15 protein-coding genes are annotated in these 18431 nt (G+C 63.3%); 10 read left to right on the forward strand and 5 right to left on the reverse strand.

Annotated features, from left to right (window positions below):
- The first annotated feature begins 2 nt into the window (after positions 1–2).
- From ACHMXK_RS13410 to ACHMXK_RS13430, 5 genes are all read left to right on the forward strand, one after another.
- Entirely contained in the window at positions 3–974 is a 972-nt protein-coding gene (locus ACHMXK_RS13410; RefSeq protein WP_397441062.1) for an HlyD family secretion protein, read from the forward strand.
- Between the two features lie 26 nt (positions 975–1000).
- The gene (locus ACHMXK_RS13415) at positions 1001–2185 is read left to right on the forward strand and encodes an ABC transporter permease (protein WP_397441063.1); all 1185 of its coding nucleotides are present in this window, start codon (positions 1001–1003) and stop codon (positions 2183–2185) included.
- Complete coding sequence (locus ACHMXK_RS13420; RefSeq protein WP_397441064.1) at positions 2185–3318, forward strand: ABC transporter permease; 1134 nt, start codon at positions 2185–2187, stop codon at positions 3316–3318. The genes ACHMXK_RS13415 and ACHMXK_RS13420 overlap by 1 nt, the downstream gene beginning before the upstream one ends.
- Positions 3319–3430: 112 nt before the next feature.
- Positions 3431–4864, forward strand: coding sequence for an aldehyde dehydrogenase family protein (locus ACHMXK_RS13425; protein ID WP_397441065.1), 1434 nt, complete (start codon positions 3431–3433; stop codon positions 4862–4864).
- 100 nt (positions 4865–4964) lie between these two features.
- A complete protein-coding gene (locus ACHMXK_RS13430) occupies positions 4965–5738 on the forward strand; it encodes an SDR family oxidoreductase (protein WP_397441066.1) in 774 nt (257 codons plus the stop codon).
- Positions 5739–5773: 35 nt separating this feature from the next.
- Here ACHMXK_RS13430 and ACHMXK_RS13435 read toward each other — a convergent pair whose 3' ends face one another.
- Positions 5774–6742, reverse strand: a complete 969-nt coding sequence (locus ACHMXK_RS13435; protein WP_397441067.1) for an MBL fold metallo-hydrolase — start codon at positions 6740–6742, stop codon at positions 5774–5776.
- 195 nt (positions 6743–6937) lie between these two features.
- Between ACHMXK_RS13435 and moaA the strand changes: the two genes are divergently transcribed.
- The 4 genes from moaA to ACHMXK_RS13455 all read left to right on the forward strand — a co-directional run bounded on the left by moaA (position 6938) and on the right by ACHMXK_RS13455 (position 10900).
- The gene (moaA, locus tag ACHMXK_RS13440; protein WP_397441068.1) at positions 6938–8068 is read left to right on the forward strand and encodes a GTP 3',8-cyclase MoaA; all 1131 of its coding nucleotides are present in this window, start codon (positions 6938–6940) and stop codon (positions 8066–8068) included.
- 16 nt (positions 8069–8084) lie between these two features.
- Positions 8085–8717: a molybdenum cofactor guanylyltransferase MobA gene (mobA, locus tag ACHMXK_RS13445; RefSeq protein ID WP_397441069.1), complete on the forward strand. Its 633-nt coding sequence runs from the start codon at positions 8085–8087 to the stop codon at positions 8715–8717.
- Positions 8714–10048, forward strand: coding sequence for a gephyrin-like molybdotransferase Glp (gene glp, locus ACHMXK_RS13450; protein WP_397441070.1), 1335 nt, complete (start codon positions 8714–8716; stop codon positions 10046–10048). Before mobA ends, glp begins: the two co-directional genes overlap by 4 nt.
- Positions 10049–10123: 75 nt before the next feature.
- Positions 10124–10900 (forward strand): DUF4377 domain-containing protein, encoded by a 777-nt coding sequence (locus ACHMXK_RS13455; RefSeq protein ID WP_397441071.1) that lies wholly within the window; start codon positions 10124–10126, stop codon positions 10898–10900.
- Positions 10901–11397: 497 nt separating this feature from the next.
- Here ACHMXK_RS13455 and ACHMXK_RS13460 read toward each other — a convergent pair whose 3' ends face one another.
- From ACHMXK_RS13460 to ACHMXK_RS13475, 4 genes are all read right to left on the reverse strand, one after another.
- Positions 11398–14562, reverse strand: coding sequence for an efflux RND transporter permease subunit (locus ACHMXK_RS13460; protein ID WP_397441072.1), 3165 nt, complete (start codon positions 14560–14562; stop codon positions 11398–11400).
- A gap of 30 nt (positions 14563–14592) precedes the next feature.
- Positions 14593–15918, reverse strand: a complete 1326-nt coding sequence (locus tag ACHMXK_RS13465; RefSeq protein WP_397441073.1) for an efflux RND transporter periplasmic adaptor subunit — start codon at positions 15916–15918, stop codon at positions 14593–14595.
- A 234-nt stretch (positions 15919–16152) separates the two neighbouring features.
- Positions 16153–16626 carry a ribonuclease HI gene (gene rnhA, locus ACHMXK_RS13470; protein ID WP_397441074.1) on the reverse strand — a complete coding sequence of 158 codons (474 nt, stop codon included), beginning with the start codon at positions 16624–16626 and terminating at the stop codon, positions 16153–16155.
- Between the two features lie 46 nt (positions 16627–16672).
- Positions 16673–17494, reverse strand: coding sequence for a class I SAM-dependent methyltransferase (locus ACHMXK_RS13475; RefSeq protein WP_397441075.1), 822 nt, complete (start codon positions 17492–17494; stop codon positions 16673–16675).
- Positions 17495–17506: 12 nt separating this feature from the next.
- On the opposite strand from ACHMXK_RS13475, the gene gloB reads away from it, so the two are divergent.
- A complete protein-coding gene (gloB, locus tag ACHMXK_RS13480; RefSeq protein WP_397441076.1) occupies positions 17507–18358 on the forward strand; it encodes a hydroxyacylglutathione hydrolase in 852 nt (283 codons plus the stop codon).
- Positions 18359–18431: the final 73 nt, after the last annotated feature.

Below are 18431 nucleotides of genomic sequence, written 5' to 3' on the forward strand. Positions count from 1 at the left end.
CCATGAATCGACCATTAGTATTCAAAGCCGCAGCGGCCATCGTGGTGCTGGGGCTCTTGGGCCTGGGCCTGTGGCGCGCCTCCCAACCGCCGCCCGAAGTCTTTCAGGGGCAGATGGAAGCACGCGAAACCGACATCGCGCCCAAGGTCACGGCACGTATCTCCCAGGTGCTGGTCAAGGAAGGCGATCCGGTCAGCGTGGGGACCCTGCTGATACGCACCGACAGCCCTGAAGTTGCGGCCAAGCTGGCGCAAGCCACCGCCGCGCAACAGGCCGCCCAGGCCGTGGCCGACAAGGCGCACAACGGCGCCCGTCCGCAGGAAGTGGAAATGGCCAGACTGCAATGGCAGCGTGCCCAGGCGGCAGCCGACCTGGCGCAGATCTCGTTCAAACGCGTCAACGGCCTGGCCCGGGATGGCCTCGTGGCCGCGCAAAAACGCGACGAAGCCGAAGCCAACTTCAAGGCCTCGCGCGACCAGGCCCTGACGGCCAAGGCCCAGTACGACATGGCACGCACCGGCGCCCGACCGGAAGACAAGGCCGCCGCCAACGCCCAGGCGCGCCAGGTGGCCGGCGTCGTCGCCGAGGTGGAAGCCGCCAAGGCGGAAACCGAACTCAAAAGCCCGGTCGCCGGTGAAGTGGCCAAGGTGCTGGCCAAGGTCGGCGAGTTGTCGCCGCAAGGTGTGGCCGTGGTCTCGGTGGTGGACCTGAAAGACCAGTGGGTGGTGCTCAATGTGCGCGAAGACCGTTTGCAGCGTTTTGCGATGAGCGCCGAGTTTGATGCGCAGTTGCCGGCGCTGGGCAACAAGACGGTGCGTTTCAAGGTGTTTTACAGCGCCGTGTTGCCCGACTTCGCCACTTGGCGCGCCACCCGCGCCGGCCAGGGTTTTGATGCACGCACCTTTGAAATCCGGGCCAGACCCGTCGCGCCGATTGACGGCGCGCGACCCGGCATGAGTGTGCTGGTCCAGTAACACTGCCGCACCTGGACATAAAAAACATGGGCTTTGCACAAGCGCTCATGACCAGTGCGCGCCGCGAGCTCGCCTGGCTGCGCCGCAGTCCCTGGGATCTGGCCATGGTCTCCTGGGTGCCGCTGCTGGCGGTGGCCTTGTTGTGGTGGATCTTCTCGGCGGGCCTGCCCAATCGCTTACCGATAGGTGTGATGGACGAGGACCATTCGGCCTTGTCGCGCCAGCTCGCCCGTTTTCTGGACGCCACACCCGGGTTGCAGCTCTCTGGCCGTTACAACAACAGCGCCCAGGCCGAGCAGGCCTTGCGCAGCGCCGAGGTGTATGCGATGGTCAGCATCCCGCCCGGTTTTGCCCGTAGCATCAAAATGGGCCGTGCGGCGCAGGTCACCTTGTTGCACAACGCGCAACTGGGCACCCATTCCGGCCTGATCCAGCGCGATGTTCGCACCGTGGTCGCCACCTTGTCGGCCGGGGTGGAGATGGCCGCACGCAACAAACGCGGCGAGCCGGCACAAGCGGTGCGGGTGTCCATGGAACCGATACGCACCGGCATGTTGACCTTGTTCAACACCTCGCTCAACTACGAACAATTCCTGGCAGCGGCATTGATCCCCGCGCTGCTGCACATCCTGGCCATGACGGCGGGGGCCTGGACCGTGGGCCGCGAGCTGCGTGATGGCTCCCTGTGGCGCTGGCTGGGCGTGTTGCCGCGCTGGCCGCAGGCCAGTGGCGCCCTGCTGGGCAAACTACTGCCCGCCTGGCTGGGCTTGTCGCTGGTGGCCAGCGCCGCCTTGTTGTGGCTGACCTGGGGCCGCGGCTGGTACCCGGCGGGCTCGCTGGCCTGGGTCTGGCTGGCGGAACTGCTGATGCTGGCGCTGTCCATGGCCATGGGTGTGGCTGCTGCGGCCATCACACGCTCCTTGCGTGTGGCACTCTCCGCCACCGGCTTCATCACGGCGCCGGCCTTTGCTTTCAGCGGTGTCGGTTTTCCGCTGGTGGCCATGCCGGTGTTGGCGCGTGCCTGGGCCGAGGTTTTGCCCTACACCCATTACATCCGGCTGCAGATGGAGCAGTTGCAAATGGGCGCGCCGCTACGTTACAGCCTGCCCACCGTCGTGCTCATGCTGCTGGCCGGCGCTGGGTTGCTGGCCGTGAGTGTGCCGCTGCTGCAACAAGCCTGCCGCCATCCGCATCTGTGGGGCAAACGCTGATGCGCCGCCTGGGCGGTGAGTTGCTGCGGGCCTGGGGTGCCACCCTGCGCGGCATCCTGGGTGATACCGGCATCTTGCTGATCCTGGTCGGGGCGCCGGTGCTTTATGGTTTTTTCTACCCCTGGCCTTACATGACACAGGCCGTCACGCGAGTGCCGGTCGCCGTGGTGGACCACGACCGTACCAGCCTGTCGCGCCAGATCACACGTTTTGCCCAGGCCGACCCGCGCATTGATGTGCGCCTGGTCACCAACGACGAGGGCCAGGCCCAGCAAGCCTTGTGGCGCGGCGAGATCGAAGGTTATGCCGTGATTCCGCCCGACCTCAAACGCAATGTGTTGCGCGGCGCCCCGGCCACGGTTGCGGTGGAAGCCAATGGTGCTTACGCCCTGCTCAACAAGGCCGTGCTTTACGGTTTTGCCGAAGCCATAGGCACGGTGTCGGCCGGCATTGAAATCCGCAAACTGCAGGCCGGCGGTCAAAGCGCACCGCAAGCCATGGCCAGCCGCAGCCCGGTCAATCTGCAGATGGTGGCGCTGTTCAACCCCACCGAAGGTTATGGCAGCTACGTGGTGCCGGCCGTGGCCTTGCTGATCCTGCAGCAGACCCTGCTCATGGGCGTGGCCATGTGTGTCGGCACCTGGGTCGAAGCCGGCAAACATCGCGCCGGCATCGGCGTCTGGAGCGGTCGCCTGCTGGCCTTCAGCACGGTGGGCTGGCTCAGCGGCCTGTTTTACTTCGGCTGGATTTTTTGGGTGCAAGACTTCCCGCGCGGCGGCAACCCGTTAGGCGCGCTGGCCCTGCTGGCGATTTATGTGCCCGCCATCTGCGCAGTGGGTGCGCTGCTGGGTTTGTGCTTCCGCAACCGCGAGCGGGCCTTGCAGGTCTTGTTATTCACCGCCCTGCCCCTGGCGTTTTTGTCGGGCTTTTCCTGGCCGGTGGAAGCCCTGCCCGAGCCCCTGCAGGCGCTGCGCTGGTTATTCCCCAGCACGGCAGGGATTCAGGCCTCGTTGCGGCTCAACCAGATGGGCGCGCCTCTGGCCGATGTGGCGGGCTGCCTGACGGTGTTGCTGGCGCTGGCCGCGCTGGCCAGCCTGTTGGTGATACGCCTGGCACGCCCGGGGAAACCCTGATTCGCTACTGATTCCATAGCTGATTACGACCGCCCCTTCTGGGCTGGAGGCCTATTTCACCCATAAATATCGAAGCCCGGGCATGGCCGCGGTTTGAAGCAAAATCACAGGCATGCAACTCAATTACATCGCCAACGCATCGGTCCGCTCCTCGTCCGGGAAAACCATTCCCGTCATCGACCCGTCCGACGGCCAGCCCTTCGACGAGCTCCAGCGCAGCAACGCCCAGGACATCGACCAGGCCGTGCAGGCCGCGCACGATTGCCTGGACACGGTCTGGTGCAAACTCAGCGCCGCCGAACGCGGCCGGCTGCTGATGCGCCTGTCGCACAAGGTGGCCGAACATGCCGACGAACTGGCCATGATCGAGCAGCGCGACTGCGGCAAACCGACCAAACAGGCCAAGGCCGACGCCGCCGCGCTGGTGCGTTATTTCGAGTTTTACGCCGGCGCCTGCGACAAGTTGCATGGCGAAACCCTGCCCTACCTGGACGGCTACAGCGTCTTCACCTGGCGTGAACCCCATGGCGTGACCGGCCACATCATCCCGTGGAACTACCCGATGCAGATTTTCGGCCGCAGCGTGGGCGGCGCACTGGCCGCCGGCAACGTCTGTGTCGTCAAACCGGCCGAAGACGCCTGCCTGTCGCTGATCCGCGTGGCGCAACTGGCGGCCGAGGTCGGTTTTCCGGCCGGCGCCATCAACATCGTCACCGGTTACGGCCATGAAGTTGGCGACGCCCTGGCCCGTCACAAAGGCATCCACCACATCAGCTTCACCGGCAGCCCGACGGTAGGCACGCTGATTCAACAAGTAGCCGCCGAACGCCACTGCCCGGTCACGCTGGAGCTGGGCGGCAAAAGCCCGCAAATCGTTTTTGCCGACGCCGACATCGACGCCGCGATCCCGGCCATCATCAACGCCATCGTTCAAAACGCTGGCCAGACCTGCTCGGCCGGCTCGCGCCTGCTGGTGGACCAGCACATTTACGAACCTTTGCTGGAACGCCTGGGCCAGGCCTTCACCCAGTTGCGCGTCGGCCCCGCCACCATGGACCTGGACGTGGGCCCGCTGATCCGCCAAAGCCAGCAGCAACGCGTCTGGGACTTTTTAAGCGACGCCCAAGTCGCCAACATCCCCATGGTCGCGCAAGGCCAGATCGTCGACGAAGCGCCCGACACCGGTTTTTACCAGGCGCCCACCCTGCTGCGCGACGTGCCAGTGATGCACCGCCTGGCACAGGAAGAAGTGTTTGGCCCGGTGCTCTGCGCCATGAGTTTCAGCAACGAAGATCACGCCGTCGAACTCGCCAACGCGACCCAGTTCGGCCTGGTGGCCGGCGTCTGGACGCGCGACGGCAGCCGCCAGCTACGCATGGCCAAACGTGTCAAAAGCGGCCAGGTCTTCATCAACAACTACGGCGCCGGCGGCGGCGTGGAGCTGCCGTTTGGCGGCGTGAAATCTTCAGGTTACGGGCGCGAAAAAGGGTTTGAGGCGCTGTATGGCTTCACGACTTTGAAGACCGTGGCGGTGCGCCACGGCTAAACCATCGTCAGCTCTGAAAATTTCAAGAAAAACAAGGCTTCAGCCCTTTAAGAACGGGCGCCAGAAGCTACAAAATTTATAGCAACCAAGGAAACCATCCATGCGCCTCCAGGACAAATCCATCATCGTCACCGGCTCCGGCGGCGGCATCGGCGAAGGTATTGCCAAACGGCTGGCGGCGGAAGGCGCCAAAGTTATCGTCAACGACATCAACGCCGCACTCGGCGAAAAAGTCGTGGCCGAAATTGTCCAGGCCGGCGGCACCGCGTCTTTCTTCGCGGCCGACGTGACAAAAACCGCCGAAGTCAAGGCGCTGGTGGCCGCGGCCGTGCAGCGTTACGGCAAGCTCAATGTGATGGTCAACAACGCCGGCTGGACACATCTGAACCAGCCCGCGCTCGACACCAGCGAAGCCGATTTCGACAAGTGTTATGCCATCAACGTCAAAAGCATTTACCTCGCGACCATTCACGCCACGCCGGTGTTCCGCGCCAATGGCGGCGGCAGCTTCATCAACATCGCCTCCACCGCCGGCGTGCGCCCGCGGCCCGGTCTGAGCTGGTACAACGGCTCCAAGGGCGCGGTGATCACCACCTCGAAATCGCTGGCGGCCGAACTGGGACCGGACAACATCCGCGTCAACTGCATCAACCCGGTGTTCAACCCCGACACCGCACTGTCCACCCAGTTTGCCGGCGGGACGGTCACCGGCCCCGAAGGCGAAGCACGCCGCGCCAAGTTTCTGGCCAGCATTCCGCTGGGCCGTTTTTCGACCGCGCTGGACGTCGCCAACGCAGCGCTGTACCTGGCCAGCGACGAAGCCGCGTTTATCAACGGTGTGTGTATCGAGGTCGACGGCGGGCGCTGCGTTTAAGACGCGAAGCGAAGGGCGAGACTCGGAGCGAGGAGCTAGAGCCCCCGCCAGACGTCCATGGCCTGCCACTCCAGTGGCAAACGGACGTCCACGCCCTCTTTCGCGCCGCGTTCGCGCAAAAAGTCCATGGACCGCTCAAACTGGTCTAGCGGCGGTGGCATGGGTTTCATGGGCTGATCCGAGGGCAGCCAGAAGTCGTCCCAGTGGATGGGAATGACCCGTTTCGCCTTCACCGTACTCACCACCTCGCGCCAGTAGGCGTCGCGGTAGTTGTCACCGCGTGGCCCGAGCGCGCCTATGCCCAGCAGCACCACATCGGCCTGCACGCCTTTGAGCGCACCCGGCTCAAAGCCGGCACTGCCATTAATCAGCAGGGATTTACCGTCGTGCTGCACCAGCACCGCGTAACTTTGCCCTTCCTTGTAGTCGCTGGCGCGCACTGGCGGCTTCAGCGGCTCTTCGATCTGGCCGCCGGTGAAGCCGGTTGGCGCATGGCGGCTGGGAAACAAGGTCACGGTGAAGCGACCAAACGTCATGGGTTCGCCCAGTTTGGCGACACGAATCTGCTTCTCCGGCAAACCCCAGCCACGCCCCACATTGGCGGTCGACTCCGAGCCCAGCAGCAATGCACCGGTGCGTTTGGCCACCTCGGGCGCGTCCATGGCGTGGTCGTAATGCGAATGCACAGGGATCACGGCCGCCAGCTTGCCGATACGGTCGGGGATACCGGCGCGCTGCATCCCACGTCTGATGCCGTCAAGATCCGGTTCCACTTTGCCCAGAAAGGTCTGGAGCTTGTCGGGCCGCGAGAAAAACCCGTCGGTCAAAATGGCGGTCTCCCCGTCGTCCAGCAACACGGTGGCCACGCCCAGAAAGCTCACCTTCAGGGCCGAGGGCGGCGGCGGGCTTTGTTTCCACGCCAGCGGCGCATAAGGGGCCAGTGCCGGATGTTGCTGCAGCAACCAGGCCAGCACACCTGCGGCGAGCAGGAGTAAAACAGCCAAAACGGCCAGGCTTCGTTTGAAAAATCGCATGGAGGCCCTGCTAAAAAAGGGGATGGACATGGCGCAAAAAACGGAACAGCCATGCTACCTGATCAAGCCCCTCGAGCCGCGCTGGTGACGCCCCCGGGAACCACCCAGCGCCCTGCCGTGCCAGAGGTTTTCGCCAATGGAGTAAATTCCATGCAAGGTAAATCCATGGCTGACAAAATTATTCCCCTGGCGGACATCCGCTACGCGGCACGTGTGCCGCACATTCCGGTGCAGTTGTCCGCGCCCAGCGGGCTGCTGCGCGACACCCTGGCCAGGCCTTTGCACGACCTGCGTATCAGCGTGACCGACCGCTGCAATTTCCGCTGCAGTTATTGCATGCCCAGCGAGGTCTTTAACAAGGACTACGCTTTTTTGCCGCAAAGCTCGCTGCTGAGTTTTGAAGAGATCACGCGGCTGGCGAAAATTTTCGTCGCCCACGGCGTCGAAAAAATCCGGCTGACTGGCGGCGAGCCCTTGTTGCGCAAGCACCTGGAGGTGCTGATCGAGATGCTGGCCAAGCTGCAGACGCCGTCCGGCAAAGCGCTGGACATCACGCTGACCACCAATGCCTCGCTGCTGGCCAAAAAAGCGCAGGCCCTGAAAGACGCTGGCCTGCAACGTGTCACGGTCAGCCTGGACGGGCTGGACGACGCGGTGTTCCGGCGCATGAACGATGTGGACTTCCCGGTCGCCGACGTGCTCAAGGGCATAGAGGTGGCGCACAAGGTCGGCCTGGCGCCTATCAAGGTCAACATGGTGGTCAAACGCGGTACCAACGACGCCGAGATTCTTCCCATGGCCAGGCACTTCCGCAACTCGGGCGTGGTGCTGCGGTTTATTGAATACATGGACGTGGGCGCCACCAACGGCTGGCGCATGGACGAGGTCTTGCCTTCTGCCGAGGTGATAAAACGCCTGCAGGCCGAATTTCCGCTGCAGGCCATCGATGCCAACTACCCCGGCGAAACCGCCGAACGCTGGCGTTACAGCGATGGCGGCGGCGAGGTTGGCGTCATCAGCAGTGTGACCAAGGCTTTTTGTGGCGACTGCAACCGGGCCCGGCTGTCGACCGAAGGCAAACTGTTTTTATGCCTGTTCGCCAGCCAGGGCCACGACTTGCGTGCCTTGCTGCGCAACGGTGACTATTCGGACGAGCAAATTTCCAGCGCCGTCGCCCACATCTGGCAGGGCCGTGGTGACCGTTATTCAGAGTTGCGTGCGGCCTTGCCGCCGGACAGCAGTGTCCCCGGCGCTGACGGTGCAAAGCGTGTAGAGATGAGTTACATAGGCGGCTAGGCCGAAAAAACCCAACATGATAGACACCATAGACGGCGCAGAAATCACCGGCGTGATCCTCGCAGGCGGGCGTGGCTCGCGCATGGGTGGCGTCGACAAAGGCCTGCAGAACTTCAACGGCGTGCCGCTGGCCCTGCACACCTTGCTGCGGCTGCAGCCCCAGGTTGGCGAGGTGATGATCAACGCCAACCGCAACCTGGCGGCTTATGAGTCCTTTGGTGTACCGGTCTGGCCCGACGCGGCCGGCCTGGGCGAATTTTCCGGGCCTCTGGCCGGTTTTATCACCGGACTGGAGCGTTGCGAAACCCCTTACCTGCTAACCGTGCCCTGCGACACGCCGCTGTTCAGCGAAACGCTGGTGACCCGGCTGGCGCAAGCCCTGGTACGCGAAAAGGCCGACTTTGCCGTGGTGGCCGCTCCCGAGGAGGACGGCCAGTTACGCGCGCAGCCGGTGTTTTGCCTGATGCACACCCACATGCTGGAAAGCCTCGCGGCCTTCACCGCTGGCGGCGGGCGCAAGATCGATGCGTGGACCGCGCAGCACAAAACCGTGCTGGTGCCCTTCAACCTGCCGGGCGACGACAGCCGCGCGTTTTTCAACGCCAACACGCTGGCCGAGTTGCACCGCCTGGAAGCCCTCAGGCCGTGAAAAGTATTGCCGAAATCGCCGCCGAACTGCAGGGTTACGACCCGCAGGCCTTGTCCGCGGCCGATGTGTCGCGCTTTTTATCGCTGCTGGTGGCGCCGGTGCAGGACCGCCTGGAGCTGCCGCTGTTTGACGCCTTGGGCCGCGTGCTGGCAGCCGATGTGGTCTCGCCTTTTGATGTGCCGCCCCACGACAACTCGGCCATGGACGGTTACGCCTTCGACGGCGCATCGCTGGCCGCCGGAGCCGCGCTGACCCTGAAGGTGGTCGGCACCGCACTCGCCGGCAAAGCCTGGCAAGGCACGGTGGGCGCCGGCGAGTGTCTCAAGATCATGACCGGCGCCATCATGCCGCCGGGCCTGGACACCGTGGTGCCGCAGGAGTTTGTCAGCGTACAGGGCGAGCACATCACGATTCCCGCGAAATTGCTGAGCGCTGGCGACAACCGCCGGCTGCGCGGCGAAGATTTGAAAAACGGCCTGCCGGCGCTCCTAAAAGGTGAGCTGCTCACGCCCGCCCGTCTTGGGCTGGTGGCCTCTTTGGGTCTGAAAGCCGTGAGCGTGTGGCGGCCGCTGCGGGTCGCCTACTTTTCCACCGGTGATGAAATCCTGTCGCTGGGCGAGGCGCCGCGTGAAGGCGCGGTCTACGACAGCAACCGCTACACGGTGTTCGGCATGCTCAAACGCCTGGGTTGCGAGGTGATAGACCTCGGCGTGGTGCGCGACGACCCGGCCTTGCTGGAGGCCGCATTCACCAGCGCCGCCGCCCAGGCCGACGCCATCATCACCTCGGGCGGGGTCAGTGTGGGTGAGGCTGATTTCACCAAGGGCATGATGAAAAAGCTGGGCGACGTGGCCTTCTGGCGCGTCGCCATGCGCCCCGGCCGCCCCATGGCCGTGGGCCGGATTCCTCAAGCAAAATCGGCCTCCAGCCCAGTAACCACGGTCGCAAGCAGCTACCAAACCCATAGCAACCCGAACGGGGCTATCCTCTTCGGTTTGCCGGGGAATCCTGTAGCGGTGATGGTGACCTTTCTGGCTTTTGTTCGGCCGGCGCTGCTGCAGATGATGGGCTGCACGGCCGCCGCGCCGCCGCTGCTCAAGGCCCGCAGCCTGGAAGCCATACGTAAAAAACCGGGCCGCACCGAGTACCAGCGCGGCACCGTCAGCACGGCGGCCGACGGCTCGCTGCAAGTCCAGACCACCGGCAACCAGGGCTCGGGTGTGCTCAGCTCCATGGCCGAGGCCAATGGCCTGATCGTGTTGCACCACGGCCAGGGCCATGTCGCCGTCGGCGAAGACGTCGAAGTGATGATGTTCGACGGCGTCATTTAGCCGATCGCGTTGCTGCGCCGGCGGCAAGCAGGGTGCATCGAGGCAAACTGCCGGTTCTTTCTCTGGAGAACTGAAATGAAATTTGCATGGAAATGGCTGCTCCCCTTGTTTGTGGTTCAGGGGCTGGCCGCCTGCAGCAACCTGTCACCACAGGCCGAGCAAGCCCCCCAGGCTGAAACGCTGTCCGCCTACCACTGGCAGTTGCGCCAGGCCCTGGACGCACAAGGTGTGGCGCAAACCGGGTGGGGCAAGGTGCAGCTCGACTTCAACAAAGGGCGCATGCAGGTCCGCGGACTGTGTAATGCCATATCAGCCTCATACACCCTCGATGGCCAGCAGATGACGGTGGGCCACGCGATGGGCACCCTGATGGCCTGCCCGGACGCTGGCCTCATGGCGCTGGAAACGCGTGTAACCCAACGCCTGCCCGAGATCCGGCGCTGGTCGCTGCAAACCCCGGCCGGAAATGCGACCAACCTGCAGTTGACGCTGGGCTTTAGCGACGGCGCGCGTTGGCTGCTGGACGGCACACCCACCGCGGAAACACGTTATGGCGCTGCGGGTGAACAGGTCTTTCTGGAAGTCGCGCCCGAACGTGTGCCCTGCGCCCATCCGCTCATGCCCAACTACCAGTGCCTGAAAGTGCGCACCCTCAGCTACAACGCGCAAGGCCTCAAGCAAAACACCGGTCCGTGGGAGAACTTTTACGGCGAGATCGAGGGCTACACCCACCAGCCCGGTGTGCGCAACGTGTTACGCCTCAAGCGTTACACCCGCAACCAGGTTCCGGCCGATGCTTCGAAATACGTGTATGTGCTCGACATGACGGTCGAAAGCGAGCGCGTGCGCTAAGAGCCTGTTTACGATCTCCATGGGGTCGCGTTGGGACGTAATCGGGATGAGTTGCTCGCCAACACCTCGCAGCATGGGCTGGTGCCCATGCAAAAGGTTTGGTGGGCAAATCGCCCGATTTCGCCCCAACCCGAAGGGCAGGTGTCTTTTCGGGCGCTCTGCGGCGTTGCGGCGCTTGCCAATAGCCAGCTATTGGCGGCGCACCGCGCCTTGCAGCCCATCCCGAAAAGACACCTGCGCGGCCCCATCGAGATCGTAAACAGGCTCTTAGGTCCTCGACAGTCCGGCAGCGCGCCGGACTTATGCCCACGCCCTGTGGGCTGAGCTGTGGACAAGACATGGGACAAGTCCGAAAACCCACGCCCCTGTTGGGCTGGCGGGTCATGCTTATTATTTAAGCAGCTACGCCCGCGGTACCGTTCAAGGAACTGATACCCCCCAAACGAGCGGCATCAGCGCTTTTCCCCAGCCCCTGCACCCAAGGGCCCGGGCGACCTTTACTTGGAGATCAACTCCGGCTCGCCGTGGTGTGCGTCCGGCGCCTCCTTGGCCTCGGCCTTGTTCGCACCCGGGATTTTGTTGCGGGCAAACAGCGAATACATGGTTGGCACCACAAACACCGTGAGCAAGGTGCCCAGCGACATGCCGCCCACAATCACCCAGCCGATTTGCTGCCGGCTTTCGGCGCCCGCGCCGTGCGACAGGGCCAGCGGCAAGGCGCCCAGCACCATGGCGCCGGTGGTCATCATGATGGGACGCAGACGTTGGGACGAGGCCTTCACCAGCGCATCGATCATCTCCATGCCCTGCCCGCGCAACTGGTTGGTGAACTCGACGATCAGGATGCCGTGTTTGGTGATCAGCCCCACCAGCGTGATCAGGCCAATCTGCGAATACACATTCAGCGAGCCGCCCGACCACTTGAGCGCCAGTAGCGCGCCAATCATGGACAGCGGCACCGACAACATGATCACCAGCGGGTCGATAAAACTCTCAAACTGCGCCGACAGCACCAGGAAAATAAACACCAGCGCCAGCACAAACACAATCGCCAGCGCGCCTTGCGAATTTTTGAACTCGCGCGAAGTGCCGTTCAGGTCGGTGCTATAGCCGGTCTTGAGCACCTTGCTCGCCGTCTGGTCCATGAACTTCAGCGCCTCACCCAGGGAGTAGTCGGCGGACAGGCTGGCCGTGATGGAGACCGAGCGGCGCTGGCCAAAGTGGTTCAGCTCGCGCGGCGAGACACTTTCATGCACCTTGACCAGGGCCGACAGCGGAATCACCGTGTCGTTGCGGCCGCGTACATAGATGCGCTCGATGTCTTCCGGCGTCGTGCGGCCATTGGCCTGGGTTTGCACAATCACGTCGTATTGCTCGGCGTCGCGTTTGTAACGCGTCACGTTGCGCCCGCCCAGCAAGGTTTCGATGGCCTTGGCCACGACTTCGACACTGACGCCCAGGTCGGCCGCCTTGTCGCGTTCGACCTCGATGCGCAGCTCGGGTTTGTTCAGGCGCAAGTCCACGTCGGGCGACACAATGCCGGGATTTTTGGCGATTTCGTCCAGCATCTGACGCACCACGGTGTTCAGGTTCTGGTAGCTGTCCGAGGTCTGGATCACGAAGTTGAGCGGCCGGTCGCGAAAACCCTGGCCCAGCGACGGCGGCGTGATGGTGAAAACACTCACACCCGGCAAGGCATTGAACTTGGGCTGCAACTCGCGCGCCATCTCGATGGTGGAGCGTTTGCGTTCATCCCAGTCCACGGTGCGGTAAACCACGCTGGCCTGCGCCACGGTCGGGTTGCCGACGTTGGCAAAAATCCGGTCAAACTCCGGAAAGGGCTGGCCCATTTTTTCCAGCGCCTGCGCATAACGGTTGGTGTAGTCCATGGTCGCACCATCAGGCGCATTGACGTTGGCCAGAATCACGCCGCGGTCTTCCATCGGCGACAACTCCTGTTTCATGGTCGGAAACACCAGTGCAATCGCGATGGCGCTGAGCAGCATCACGCCGACCACAATCCATCGCGCCTGAAGAAAAAGCCCCCGCACCCGCTGACCCAGGCTGCGCTCGCCAGCCGGCGGCTGGAAACGCGTGGTGACCACCCAGCGCAACACGGCGCCGTAACGGTCGGAGACAGCGGTCAAAAAGCGCTCCATGAAGCGGTCAAAACGGTTGGGGTTGGGGTTGTGCTTGAGCAGTTGGGTGCAGAGCATGGGCGTGAGTGTCAGCGCCACAAAACCCGAGACCACCACCGCGCCGGCCAGCGCCAGCGCAAACTCCACAAACAAACGGCCAGTGCGCCCCGGCGTGAAAGCCAGCGGCGCGTACACCGCCACCAGGGTGGCGGTCATGGTGATGATGGCAAAACCGATCTCACGCGCGCCCTTGATGCCGGCAGAAAACGGATCCATGCCTTCTTCAATGTGGCGAAACACGTTTTCCAGCATCACGATGGCATCGTCCACCACCAGGCCAATCGCCAGCACCAGCGCCAACAGGGTTAGCGTGTTGATGGTGAAACCGGCCAACGCCATCAGGGCAAACGTGCCGATCAGGCTCACGGGAATGGTGACGATGGGAATGATGGAGGCGCGCATGGTGCGCAAAAACACAAAAATCACCAGCGCCACCAGCACAATGGCTTCAATGATGGTGCGATAGACGTTTTTGACCGAGCGGTCGATGAAAACCGAGTTGTCGTTGGCGATGTCCACCAGCATGTCTTGCGGCAGATCGGCTTTCAGCTTGGGAATGGCTTCCTGCACACCTTTGGACAGGTCCAGCGGGTTGGCCGTCGCCTGGCGAATCACGCCAACCGCCACGGCCGAGCGGCCATTGAGCCGGACCGAGGTGCGTTCGTCCGCCGCCCCTTCCTCGACCCGGGCCACATCACGCACCTTGACAGAAAAACCGTTGACGGTTTTGACCACGATCTCGCCAAACTGGGCTGGCCGGATCAGGTCGGTCTGCGAGGTCACGCTGAATTCACGCTGCTGCGATTCAATGCGTCCGGCCGGCAGTTCCAGGTTGCTGCGGCGAATCGCGTCTTCCACGTCCTGCGTGGTGAGCCGGTAGGACGCCAGCTTGTCGGTGTCCAGCCAAACCCGCATGGCGTATTTGCGTTCGCCGTAAATCCGCACATCGGCCACGCCGGTCACGGTTTGCAGGCGTGGTTTGACAATGCGGTTGACCAGATCGGTGATCTGCAGCGGCGTCATTGATTCGCTGGAAAACGCCAGCTGGATGACCGGGAAGGCATCGGCCTCGACCTTGGCAATCACCGGTTCTTCAATCGCCTGAGGCAGTCGGTTGCGCACGCGTGAGGTGCGGTCGCGCACCTCGGCGGCGGCGGAGTCGGCGTCTTTTTCGAGGCGGAAACGCACGCTGATCTGCGCCTGGTCGGCGCGGCTGATGGAGGTGATGACATCCACACCGTCAATGCCGGCAATGGAGTCTTCCAGCGGTTTGGTCACCTGCGACTCGATCACCTCGGCCGACGCGCCTGCATAACGCACGCTGACGGTGACAACCGGCTCGTCGATCTTCGGGTATTCGCGAACCGCCAGGCGGTCAAAACTCACCGCACCGATCAGCAGGATCAGCAGTGACAGCACGGTGGCAAATACCGGGCGGCGTATGGAAACTTCAGCGAGTTGCATAAAAACCTGTGACGTGAATCAGCTGGAAACTCAGGCGGGATTGCGTGCTGTAGTCGCGGCCGGGCTGCGTTCGGGCGTACCGGCGCCGCGCCCCGGCTTGTCCACGGCGGGGGCCTGGGAGATCACGACACCGCAGGGATTGGCGCCGGACAAGGCGGGCGCGGCTGGAGCTGCCGCATTGGCCGATCCGTTGCCGGCGGCTTTGGCTGGGCTGGCCGGCCGTGTACTGGACAGGTCCACCACCGTGACCAGGGTGCCGTCGCGTTGCACACGCTGCTGGCCGGTCGCAACAATGAGGTCGCCGGCCTCCAGGCCCTGGAGGATTTCCACCTTGCCGGGGCTGCGCAGGCCAACCTTGACTTCGACGCGTTGGGTCTTGCGGGTCTGCCCGTTCGGGCCCTCCAGCAACTTGATGACAAACTGCTTGCCGCCCTGCGGAACAATGGCTTCTTCAGGAATCACGCGGGCGTTCTCACGCACGCCAAACACCGTGTTGACGCGGGCAAACATGCCGGGGCGCAACTGCAACTGGCGGTTGTCGATACAAGCGCGGATACCGACCGAACGCCCATTGGCGTCGATCAGCGGATCGATCGCCTGGATTTGCGCGGTGTAGCTGCGGCCCGGCAGCGCATCGATGTCGAGCACGGCGGTCTGGTCGCGTTTGACCTTGCTGTGAAAACGTTCGGGCAGCCTGAAATCGACGTAAATGGCTTCGATGTCCTCGATGTTGACGATGTCGGAACCGTCTTTCAGGTAGTCCCCGACGTTGACCAGGCGAATACCGGCAATGCCGTCAAACGGGGCGACAATTTTCAGGCGGGCCGCCGTGGCCTTGGCCAGCGACAGCTTGGCTTCGGCCACCTGCAGGTTGGCGGCACTTTCATCCAGGGAGCGCTGGCTGACGAAGTTTTGCGCCACCAGTTCCTCATTGCGTTTCTGGTTGGCCCGGGCAATCGACAACTCGGCCTGGCTTTGCTGGACTTGCGCCAGTTGCAACTGGTCATCGAACTGCACCAGCACCTGCCCTTTGTGCACCCGCTGGCCATCGGTGAAATTAAGCTGGGTGATGCGGCCACTGACCTCGGGGCGCAAGACCACGCCCCGGCGCGAACGCAAGCTGCCCACGGCCTGGGCGTCGTCCACCAAGCGGGTCAACTCCACCCGGGCAGCTTCCACCGTCACCGGTTTGCCGTTAGCGGCATCGCCGCCGGCCGTTTTGGCCGGTCCCGCGGATGACGACGAAACGTCCGCTGCCCCGACCGGGGTCTTGGGCTTCTGGTACCACCAGGCCGCGCCTGATGCAGCCGCGATACCTGCTACCGCGACCACCGTGTAAATTGCTTTTGATGCCATGGGGAGGAGAAACTTGTAATGGAAAAGATACAAACATTCCAATGTAGCAGGACACCGTGGCTTGCGCAGCTTTTGGGCTTGCCGTCAAAGGACTTGCGCGCCAGCTTTACAAGGCGTTTACCAAACGCCAACCCGGCTGTGGCGGGCCTGATGCTACGTATGCTTAGCGTGTAGTTTTTGCAACATCGCGGCCCAGGCGCACCACCGCGCCTTGATCCTGCCTGCAGAAGCGGCTCAGCGTTTGGACAAAGCCACGGCCACACCTTTGTTGGCCAGGATATCGGCGCGTTCGTTGCCGGGGTCGCCGTCATGGCCGCGCACCCAGCGCCAGTCGATCTTGTGGCCGCTGCCGCTGACCAGGGCATCGAGTTTTTGCCAGAGATCGACGTTTTTGACAGGCTCCTTGGACGCCGTGCGCCAGCCCCTGGCCTTCCAGCCCTTGATCCATTCGGTCATGCCCTTGAGCACGTATTGGCTGTCGACATACAAGGTCACCTGGCAGGGGCGTTTCAGCGCGGCCAGGGCTTCGATCACGGCCGTCATCTCCATGCGGTTGTTGGTGGTGTCCAGTTCGCCGCCGAACAACTCCTTGACGCTGTCGCCGGTGGTCATCAAGGCACCCCAGCCACCCGGTCCAGGGTTGCCCTTGCAGGCGCCGTCGGTATAAATCACCACATGTTGTGCTGCGGTTTGCGAAAGTTCGGTCATGCGTTACGAAAGTCCATGGTTGCAGTTATCGGAAAAAAGAAAATCATCAAAAAGAGTCCGGGCGGCGCAGTTGGTTGGCCACGGCCGCAGGCGCATTGGCCGTGGCTTTTTTCGTCTTCCAGTTCGGCTCCAGCAGGCGCATGCCGCGCACACGTTTGACCGCCACCAGAAAATACAAGGCACCGAAAATCGGCCACCAGCGCTCACCCGGCTTGTCCATCCAGGCAAAACGCTCCAGCGAGACCGGGCTGCTGACGGCCGGCCGGTAACAACCGAACTGGCCGGACTCCACCTCAAAATCCAGCAGGCGCAACCAGTCGCGCAGCCGCCAGTAACCAATAAATTCGCCGGCTTCCGGCAAAAACAGCTCGCCATACCCAAGGCGCCGGTAAAAATGTGCACGCCGCTGGCGCAGGCCCCACAGGCTGGCGGGGTTCAGGCCGCTGATCACCACCCGGCCTTCGGGCACCAGCACCCGCGCAACCTCGCGCAGGGTGGCATGCGGGTCGCTGCTGAGTTCCAGCGTGTGTGGCAAGAGCACCAGGTCCAGGCTGTTTTCGGGAAAAGGCAAGGCAGCCGGGTCGGTCAGCAGCGCCACGCGCGGGGAAGCTGCGGCCGGGGTCGCAAGATGGCCCGCAACAGGAGGACGCTCGTCGCTAAGGCCGATGTCGGCGCCCTGCAACGCCAGCCACTGGTGCGGCATGCGGTTGCTGCGCAAGGCGTCCAGTTCAGGCAGGCCCAGTTGCAGCGCATGGTAACCAAACATGTCCGCCACCGCGAGGTCGAATCGCTCACGCTCCCACGCCAGCAAATACTCGCCGGGCGGGGTTCTGAACCAATCCGTGAAACCTATAATTTGTGACCCCATAGAGACCGCCGCATGACCTTGATTCCCATCCCCGCGTTTAACGACAATTACCTCTGGCTGTTGCACGACGGCCGGCGCGCCCTGGTTGTCGATCCGGGCGATGCCCAGCCCGTGTTATGCGTATTGGAAGCGAACGGGCTGAAATTAGAGTCGATTCTAGTCACGCACCACCATGCCGACCACACCGGCGGTGTCGATGCGTTGCGCGAGGCCACTGGCGCCAAGGTGGTAGGCCCGGCCCGCGAGTCCATTCCCCAACCTTTCCAGCGGCTCCAGGACGGTGACTCGGTGCGGGCGCTGGACCTGGATTTCCAGGTCATTGACGTGCCGGGACATACCGCCGGACATATTGCGTACTATCTTGCCCCCACGCTTTCCGCTTCGCGTGATGCGCTGCCCCCCGAGGGGGCTCATCCGGCTTGGGGCGGCCAGGCGCCGGATGGCCTCGCCCTGGATGGCCAGCCTCTGCTGTTTTGCGGCGACACCTTGTTTTCCGGCGGCTGCGGACGCCTGTTTGAAGGCACACCGGCGCAAATGCTGGCGTCGCTGGACCGGCTGGCAGCCCTGCCCGGCAACACCCGCGTCTGCTGTACCCACGAGTACACCCTGAGCAACCTGCGTTTTGCGCTGGCAGTAGAACCTGACAACATCGAGCTGATTGGTTACCATGCACGCTGCGCCAGCTTGCGGGACCGGGGTCAACCGACCTTGCCTACCACTGTGGCGCAGGAGTTGTTGATCAACCCCTTTTTGCGTACCCGACAAGCCACGGTCATGGCCGCCGCCCAGCATTTTGATCCGGCGGCCCATGACGACAACACCGTATTTGCCGCCATCAGGCAGTGGAAGAACCAATTCAAATGACAAGCCCACAGCCCGCTTTTGCCAACCCTTCCCCCTTCTTCTCGACCTCTCTTTCCCGCCACACGCGAACGCT

It is taken from the genome of Polaromonas sp. UC242_47 (assembly GCF_044452385.1).
In the GTDB taxonomy this organism is placed as follows: domain Bacteria; phylum Pseudomonadota; class Gammaproteobacteria; order Burkholderiales; family Burkholderiaceae_C; genus Polaromonas.